General features: G+C 48.5%; 2 protein-coding genes. Both read left to right on the plus strand.

Annotated features, from left to right (window positions below):
- The first annotated feature begins 170 nt into the window (after positions 1-170).
- Positions 171-1,712 (plus strand): IS21 family transposase, encoded by a 1,542-nt coding sequence (locus tag HQM15_12035; GenBank protein MBF0493492.1) that lies wholly within the window; start codon positions 171-173, stop codon positions 1,710-1,712.
- Positions 1,713-1,799: 87 nt separating this feature from the next.
- Positions 1,800-2,594 (plus strand): ATP-binding protein, encoded by a 795-nt coding sequence (locus tag HQM15_12040; protein MBF0493493.1) that lies wholly within the window; start codon positions 1,800-1,802, stop codon positions 2,592-2,594.
- The last annotated feature ends 97 nt before the right edge of the window (positions 2,595-2,691 follow it).

Genomic DNA, 2,691 nt, shown 5'->3' on the forward strand with positions numbered 1-2,691 from the left:
TGTCAGCGCGCATGACAGGGAGCCTGGAGTTCGCATGATAGGGCCCCACCTGTACGCATGATAGGGACCCGGTGGTTCGCAAGGATAGGGACCCACTTTTTCCTCTAAAAAATAGCGACGGATCTTCAATGACTGTTGGATGGGCCTAGGTTCTTTCAAAAGGAGGACCTATGTCCAAACACAGAAAGAAGGAGATCGGGATGCGCAAGCTGAAAGATTTGCTGCGACTCAAATCGTTGGGGATGAGCCAGAATCAAACGGAGAGGGCTTTGAAGGTGTCAGGTAAAACGATTCGGAAGTACTGGGGTCGTGCCGAGGAAGTGAGTCTGGTTTACTCAGAGGCCTTGAGTGAGGAGGAGTTGGAAAGAAAACTGATCCTTGATTTTAAGGAGAAGCCGGCAAGAGAGCCTGTGAATGTTTGTGACTGGCAACGAATTGCCGATGAGGTAGTCAAATCAAAGGTGGGTTTAAGCATTTTGTGGGAGGAGGAATGTGCTGCAGGTCGTTTTCGTTTAAGCTATTCCCAGTTTTGTAGGCATTTTGAGCGTGTTCATCGACGCTCAGCCTTCAGTTTTCACAAGGAGTATGAACCGGGCAAGGTGGCGGAGGTTGATTTTACCGACGGGATTCCGATCCTGGATTTAAAGACGGGAGAGCTGATGGATACCCAGCTTTTTTTGATGGTGCTGGGAGCCTCCCGTTTTACTTATGGGGAGTTTTGCCTTTCCCAGGATCTTCCCACCTGGCTGAATTTACATACCCATGCCTTCGAGTATTTTGGAGGAGTTCCGGAGCTGACGACCCCGGACAATTTAAAGAGCGGGATAACAAAGCCCTGCCGTTATGAACCCCAGATCAATCCCAGCTACACGGAATACGCGGCGCATTATGGTTTCGCCGTTTTGCCTGCCCGAGTCCGCAAGCCCAAGGATAAACCTTTGGTGGAACGAGCGGCTCAGATTTTTCAGAAGTGGTTTTATCAAAGACATCGGCATCGGAGGTTTACTTCACTCTCTGAACTCAACGGCCAGCTTTGGGCGGATCTGGAGATCTTTCATGAAAAGCCGCATCGTCGTTTTGGAGAATCGAGAAGATCTCGTTTTGATCGTTTGGAGAAGGGATCTTTAAAAGCCTTGCCGGAAAGGGGCTTTGAGCTGTCTTGCTGGAAGAAAGCCAAACAACATCCCGATAGCCACATTGCCTTCGAGAATAGTTTTTACTCAGCGTCTTATCTTTATCGGGGAGAAATCCATGATATCCGGGCCACCGTTTCTACGGTGGAGATTTACCGTAAGGGAGTGCGGATTGCGGTTCATCTCCGTGCCAGCCATCGCGGTCAGTTTAGAACCCAGAAAGAGCACCTGCCTCCGGGACACCAGGCCCTGCTAGAGATCACCCCCCAGCGTTTGTTGGATGAAGCCAAGAGTGTGGGAGAGTGCACCGTCCGGATGCTGGAAGAGATTTTGGCAAAACGGAGTCATCCTGCCTTGGGGCTTCGCTCCTGCCAGGGAGTGATGCGTCTTGGGTCTCGTTATGGTTCAAAAAGACTGGAGGCTGCCTGCAGAAGGGCCTTGGAATACAAAGCCCTCAACTTCAAGGCGGTGAATCAGATTCTCCAGAAGGGACTCGATCAGGAGACTCAAACACCGCCCGATTGGGATCCCCAGCAGCGGCTTCAATCTCACTTGCGGGGAAAGGACTATTACCACTGATAAAGTGGAAAAAGAAAAAAACAAAAAAAACAAAAAAAACAAAAAAAAAGAAAAAAACAAAAACAAAAAAAAGAAAGGGGAAATAAAATGCTTCAAACACCCACGAAAGAAAAAATGACCCAGATGAAACTCTACGGTATGGGGGAGGCCTTTGAAAGAATCACGGGTCAGGCGATGGAGCAAAAGCTGGCTTACTCCGACTATGCCGGTTTACTCATCGAGGAAGAATGGATCTCGAGAGAAAACAGAAAGCTCAAAAGCCGTCTGAAAAAGGCAACCTTGAAGCAGGAGGTCTGTTTAGAAGATCTGGATTATCCTTCCAAAAGAGAACTTGAAAAACCTTTTATGGAGGAGTTGTCCTCCTGCCGCTTCATCGATCAACACAAAAACGTGTTGATTACCGGACCCACGGGTTCCGGGAAATCCTTCCTGGCTTCTGCCTTGGGGCATACGGCTTGCCTGAAAGGCTTTGAAGTTTTGTATAAAAGAGCCACCCAGATTTTTGACAAGCTGCTAGCCGCTCGAGGGGATGGATCCTATGCACGAGTGTTTAGGCAACTGGTTCAACCGGATTTACTCATCATCGATGACTGGGGATTAAAGCCCTTAACACCCCAAGACCGCAGTGATCTCTACGAAATCCTCGAAGAAAGATATCAAAAGGGCGCCCTCATCCTGACTTCCCAGATTCCAGTCAAAGATTGGATCGACACTCTGGGGGATCCGGTCATTGCCGAAGCGATCGTGGACCGACTCTTACACCATTCTCATAAAATCATTCTCAAGGGAGAACAGGGAAGTTATCGAAAAAAAATGGCAGAAAAGAAGGAGGGAAAAACTATAGAAATACAGAGCCCAGAAAAAAACAAATTGCATCGATAGGGACCCACCTATAAAAAGAAAAAATAAGATCCGTCGCTACGCTCCGAGTGGGTCCCTATCCTTGCGGATCACTGGGTCCCTGTCTTGCGATTTCGCA

The sequence above is a fragment of the Deltaproteobacteria bacterium genome (genome assembly GCA_015233135.1).
Lineage (GTDB): Bacteria > UBA10199 > UBA10199 > JADFYH01 > JADFYH01 > JADFYH01.